Origin of the sequence: Acinetobacter sp. AOR18_HL, from assembly GCF_027855145.1 — a bacterium.
GTDB classification, from domain to species: Bacteria; Pseudomonadota; Gammaproteobacteria; order Pseudomonadales; family Moraxellaceae; genus Acinetobacter; species Acinetobacter pittii.
The window spans coordinates 1-4,508 of the sequence record NZ_JAKTIG010000070.1 but is presented as its reverse complement, the minus strand read 5'-3'; the positions used below and the strand labels follow the sequence as shown (position 1 = coordinate 4,508).

Genomic DNA, 4,508 nt, shown 5'->3' with positions numbered 1-4,508 from the left:
AGACGAAGAAGAAGGTGATAGTTCGGTCCGTAATAGACCCAATAGCAAGAATAGACAAAAAAGGGAATATACAAATTATTCAAATTCATAAATGGCTATATGATGAATCTGGAGATTTCGTTGATGAAGACTTATATGAGGCACTCAACAATGGAGAAGTTGGAATATACATAACTTTGCAGTATATGATCATTAATATTGAAAATTAATTATTTTTTATTTTTAGTCAGTTTGAGTTCTTACTCTCTAGAGCCTAATGGTTACTACACATAAGACCTTATTAAGTATTACCTATTGATGGGCACATATTCTTTATAACTCTTGATAAGTAAAAAAATTATGTAGGCTAAAAATAAAACTATTTAAAAAGAAATCTTTATCTATTTAAATATGAATATTTGATATTTTTAATTCAATCCCTATTGCTAGTGCTTAAATATTATGCCAATATGAAGTTGGAGATATTTCCGAATAGATATTTCCTATTTCAGGTCTAAGCGTTTTTTTTCGCTAAGCCCATTTCTGAATAAAAATAGGAAGTGGGCTTTTTTATTTTTAAATATTTCAGTATTATCAGTGTGTTGCTTTAAGTAACACTAAACCTTATTGATCAGCGCAAATATCAAAAAAAGGGGGAGCTTGCCTACTAGGCAAGCTTTTTAAATTGATAATTTAAACACAATAATCCATTTTAAAGCTCAATAGAAAAATCAAACTTCCCTAGCTTTTATTCGTACTAATTTATTGAATATAATCGTTTTTATAATTTTTAAAATTTCCTTAAACTAAAAATGGAAAATTTCTTGTTGCAACATTGTTATAATAGGATTACCTTAAGAAAAATACTTTATAAAAATGAGGAGCTGCTGAAATGCCACAGTATCTCATGTTTGCGGAAAATATTTATAACAAAATTAAAGATGAGGAATTGTTTTCACATGACTGTATTGAAAATATGAACTTACTTATGACATGTATACGCAGAGAAATTGAGGGAACAGAATTTAAATTAAAATATAATTTTATTGATTTTGTTGAATTGTTTAGTAAACAATTAGATGAATGTAAAGTAAAAATAGATGTGAGTTTGATTCCTCCTCATAATTCAGAAGGTGAGTATATTTTATGGTTAGCTGGATTTATCGAAAAAATTACAGAAGGTGGACCTAAACCACCTCCGCCTATAAAGAAATTTATTCCAGAGTATATGAGCTTGAAATATGAATTAGATTTTTTACCTTTAAATGAGGAAAAAATTCAAACCGAAGGTAAAGAAATTACGGATTACTTTAATTCAAAGCTTTATAAGGCAACTTTTAAGAAATAATAGTTAGTTGTCTCTATTTTTAGCCACCGCCTTAGGGCGGTTTTTTTATGGGTAAGAATAATGGATTCTACAGAATACTTTTGGCTTACTCGGAAAAAAGAACCTAAAACTAAACTTAAAAGCCGGCCACTGCCAAAGCCTACACAAAAATATCTAGAGGCAGAAGAAGAATTTACTGAAACTTTAGATAATCTGGAAATTAAATATGAAAAGAAATTTCAGTTTAAGTCTACTAAGCACTGGCGGTTTGACTTTCATTTAATTGAGTATCGAATACTAGTTGAAATTGCGGGTGGTCCATGGTCTGGCGGTCGTAAGGGCAAACTTAAAAATAAAGCTTGTAGTCTTGATCGTTACGATGTGGCTGAAGAGATGGGCTACACCGTAGTTCGCATAGAGACAGCTTCAAGATGTCGCATTGATGAGTCTGGACCTTTGCAGTTACGGACTGAATACGCTAGTGAATGGCTAAAAAATTTAAAGAGGCAAATATTTAATGGATCAGATCAGACCATTTCCTCCAACTGATTTTATTGACCAAGCAGATGAAGAGGAAGCGATTCGCATAGTAGAAAAAGATTATTTTTTTAAGCTTAGTTCTTGGTTTGGTAGGGATTAATGGTTGCTCAAAGGTGGAAAAAGAGTCAAAAGAAGCTATCTTAAGCACCTTAAAAGATCCTGATTCAGCCCAATTCCAAAATATAAAAGGATATTGCGGAGAGGTAAATTCTAAGAATAGCTACGGTGGTTATTCAATTTGCAATAATTTGGGAAGCACACTGCACTCCAAATAAATTATCTTTAAAAGAGCGCAATGAGTGTGTAAAGGATGCATATAATCAGTCTCTTATAATGGATGCAAGGCTTAAAGGGGTTTCCAAGGAAAGCTTAAGGAATGAAATATTAACAGACAAAAATGCATCAAAAGCAGAAATTCAAGAAGGCTTAAGAGATATTGATCGTGCGTATAACAGTAATTTCAAAGATAAGGGTCTATAGGCACAGGATGTTGTTGCTAAATGTGTAAAGTTGATTGATTAGTGAATTGGTAAAAAGCACCCTAGGGTGCTTTTTTATTTAGACAAAACGCACTTCAACATGTTTACCAATTGCCGCAGCATATTTTTGCAATGTGGCAATAGATGGTGATGGTTTGCCTGTGATCAATGCTTTTTCTAGCCGTGAAACGGCAGAGGTACATTTGTTCCCACGCGTTCCGCGATTTGCGCTTGGGATAGACCTGCCTCTCGACGTGCAGTAAGTACCATATCGAGCAAGGGCATTTCTTCACGTTCAATTCGTTCGTATTCGGTACGCACTGCTGAACGAGATAATGCAAGTGCTTTCATTTCTTCATGTGTTCGCATTTTTCACCTCTTTCATGCGGTCAAGTGCTAGGTTTAGATCTTGCTTAGGTGTTTTTTGGGTTTTCTTAACAAAACTATGGAGCATTACAATGCGTTTACCGACTAGTGTGCAATACATAACACGAGCAATACCTTCTTGAGATTTTAAGCGCAACTCAAATAGTCCTTTACTCATTGGTAATGTGTGAGATTCTCCTAAGTTTGCGCCGGGGGTGAGTCTATTACTTTACCCAGTGCATTATTTAATATAGTTCTATAGACATCCAAGCGTTCTTTGTAATTTTCAATAAACTTAGTCAACTCTATGTCACCAGGGCTACTTAACTTACGAAAATGTTTTCACTTCCTATTATTTCACGAAAATAAAAGCTCATTGTGCAACGAATATAAATATAAGATGACTTTTAAATCAGCTTGTCTCTAATCTCGAATCCGCTAATATCCTCAAAAGCTATTTTTCTTGTCCATTTACTTCTTCAAATACACCTTTGGGGTTCAAAAGCATGTGTTTGATCGGTTGACCAGTGAGCTGATTAATATCCAAAAGATCATAAACCATTTGTTGTCCTAGCTGTTCACGCCGGACGGCTTCAACAATTTCCTGCATGTTTTGAAATTCTTCAAAACTCAGAACAACAGCTTCGGGCGTATTCTTCGTATAAACAAAAACAGGTTTATGACTTTCTTTGACACATTGAACAATTTTGCTCCAAGATTTGCGAACATCAGACGCAGAAACAATCGCACCGTTTATAAAAGTTAATCGACTCATATCTAAGACCTTATACTGGATGGCAAAAATTAAATCACTTTAGAATATTGTTCCGAATGTAAGAAAACGACCGTTATTTATTATGGGGCTATTATATTTCTAAAATTAGTAGATGATATTTGTATGTAACTATATAATCTAAAAAAATAAATTTTAAATCGTGCAAATTAAAAATAGGGAAAGCTATGCTTACTGGAGTCTATATAAATAATGTTGCTACTTATAGTGTACCAACACAATTAGATGGTTTAAAGCAGATAAATTTTATATTTGGGGCAAATGGGTCAGGAAAAACTACAATTGTAGAATTATAGATCAACCATTAGGCTACACACATTGTTTACTTCAATGGCTTGGTGAAGAACCAATAAAAACTCTAGTCTATAATAAAGATTTTATTGATCGTAATTTCAATCAAGAAAATACCGTTAAAGGAGTTTTTACTCTAGGTGACGATCAAGTTGAGGCAGAAGGTCAAATTGCTTTATTGCGTCCACAAATGAGGGTGAATGGAAGCGTAAAAAATATCAGCCTGAATATCGTCGCCAATGGCGTAAATTACATATTGGTATAGATGCTAAAACCTTACAAATACGCGCTGTTCAGCTCACGACCAACAATGTGAGTGATTCACAGGTACTTGGTGATTTACTCGATCAGATTCCACAAGATGAGAGAGTTGACTCCGTCTATACCGATGGAGCTTATGATACCAAACAGTGCCGACAGGTCATTGCGGATCGGCAAGCACATGCAGTGATTCCACCAAGAAAAAATGCGAAGCCATGGAAAGATAAAAAGATGAGCTCGCTAGAACGCAATGAGTTGCTTCGAACAGTTAAACGTTTAGGAAGAACTATTTGGAAGAAATGGTCAGGCTATCATCGGCGAAGTTTGGTTGAAACCAAGATGCATTGCATCAAATTATTGGGGGATAAACTCAGTGCGAGAAATTTTCAAAGCCAAGTCAATGAGATTCATGCACGTATGGCAGTATTAAATAAATTTACGGACTTAGGCAGACCACATACCCGAGTTGTCA

Annotated in this window: 8 protein-coding genes and 2 pseudogenes; 7 read left to right on the top strand and 3 right to left on the bottom strand. The window is 34.4% G+C overall.

From position 1 onward, the window contains the following. The 4 genes from MKL51_RS17715 to MKL51_RS17700 form a co-directional block, all read left to right on the top strand. The coding region (locus MKL51_RS17715; protein ID WP_086222016.1) for a hypothetical protein at nucleotides 1-209 on the top strand (209 nt) is incomplete at its 5' end. A 662-nt stretch (nucleotides 210-871) separates the two neighbouring features. Continuing rightward, nucleotides 872-1,327 (top strand): hypothetical protein, encoded by a 456-nt coding sequence (locus MKL51_RS17710; protein WP_001136773.1) that lies wholly within the window; start codon nucleotides 872-874, stop codon nucleotides 1,325-1,327. 60 nt (nucleotides 1,328-1,387) lie between these two features. After that, nucleotides 1,388-1,855, top strand: coding sequence for a hypothetical protein (locus MKL51_RS17705; RefSeq protein WP_002123983.1), 468 nt, complete (start codon nucleotides 1,388-1,390; stop codon nucleotides 1,853-1,855). 216 nt (nucleotides 1,856-2,071) lie between these two features. Further along, nucleotides 2,072-2,326 (top strand): hypothetical protein, encoded by a 255-nt coding sequence (locus MKL51_RS17700; protein ID WP_000236586.1) that lies wholly within the window; start codon nucleotides 2,072-2,074, stop codon nucleotides 2,324-2,326. 176 nt (nucleotides 2,327-2,502) lie between these two features. On the opposite strand, the gene MKL51_RS17695 is transcribed toward MKL51_RS17700, so the two are convergent. From MKL51_RS17695 to MKL51_RS17685, 3 genes and pseudogenes are all read right to left on the bottom strand, one after another. Next, nucleotides 2,503-2,694 carry a hypothetical protein gene (locus tag MKL51_RS17695; protein WP_002123976.1) on the bottom strand — a complete coding sequence of 64 codons (192 nt, stop codon included), beginning with the start codon at nucleotides 2,692-2,694 and terminating at the stop codon, nucleotides 2,503-2,505. Beyond that, a pseudogene (locus tag MKL51_RS17690) lies at nucleotides 2,681-2,890 on the bottom strand (type II toxin-antitoxin system RelE/ParE family toxin); the annotation flags it as partial. The gene MKL51_RS17695 and the pseudogene MKL51_RS17690, both read right to left, overlap by 14 nt. A 255-nt stretch (nucleotides 2,891-3,145) precedes the next feature. After that, nucleotides 3,146-3,466 carry a type II toxin-antitoxin system Phd/YefM family antitoxin gene (locus MKL51_RS17685; RefSeq protein ID WP_002123990.1) on the bottom strand — a complete coding sequence of 107 codons (321 nt, stop codon included), beginning with the start codon at nucleotides 3,464-3,466 and terminating at the stop codon, nucleotides 3,146-3,148. Between the two features lie 185 nt (nucleotides 3,467-3,651). On the opposite strand from MKL51_RS17685, the gene MKL51_RS17680 reads away from it, so the two are divergent. From MKL51_RS17680 to MKL51_RS17670, 3 genes and pseudogenes are all read left to right on the top strand, one after another. After that, complete coding sequence (locus MKL51_RS17680) at nucleotides 3,652-3,780, top strand: AAA family ATPase (RefSeq protein WP_002123981.1); 129 nt, start codon at nucleotides 3,652-3,654, stop codon at nucleotides 3,778-3,780. After that, nucleotides 3,735-4,040 (top strand): AAA family ATPase, encoded by a 306-nt coding sequence (locus MKL51_RS17675; RefSeq protein ID WP_308738294.1) that lies wholly within the window; start codon nucleotides 3,735-3,737, stop codon nucleotides 4,038-4,040. Before MKL51_RS17680 ends, MKL51_RS17675 begins: the two co-directional genes overlap by 46 nt. Beyond that, a pseudogene (locus MKL51_RS17670) lies at nucleotides 3,968-4,508 on the top strand (IS5-like element ISAba13 family transposase); the annotation flags it as partial. The gene MKL51_RS17675 and the pseudogene MKL51_RS17670, both read left to right, overlap by 73 nt.

What these genes read in the sequence shown, in the direction of transcription:
- MKL51_RS17710 (WP_001136773.1), top strand. Translation starts at nt 872, where the DNA reads ATGCCACAGTATCTCATGTTTGCGGAAAATATTTATAACAAAATTAAA.
- MKL51_RS17705 (WP_002123983.1), top strand. Translation starts at nt 1,388, where the DNA reads ATGGATTCTACAGAATACTTTTGGCTTACTCGGAAAAAAGAACCTAAA.
- MKL51_RS17695 (WP_002123976.1), bottom strand. Translation starts at nt 2,694, where the DNA reads ATGCGAACACATGAAGAAATGAAAGCACTTGCATTATCTCGTTCAGCA.
- MKL51_RS17685 (WP_002123990.1), bottom strand. Translation starts at nt 3,466, where the DNA reads ATGAGTCGATTAACTTTTATAAACGGTGCGATTGTTTCTGCGTCTGAT.
- MKL51_RS17680 (WP_002123981.1), top strand. Translation starts at nt 3,652, where the DNA reads ATGCTTACTGGAGTCTATATAAATAATGTTGCTACTTATAGTGTACCA.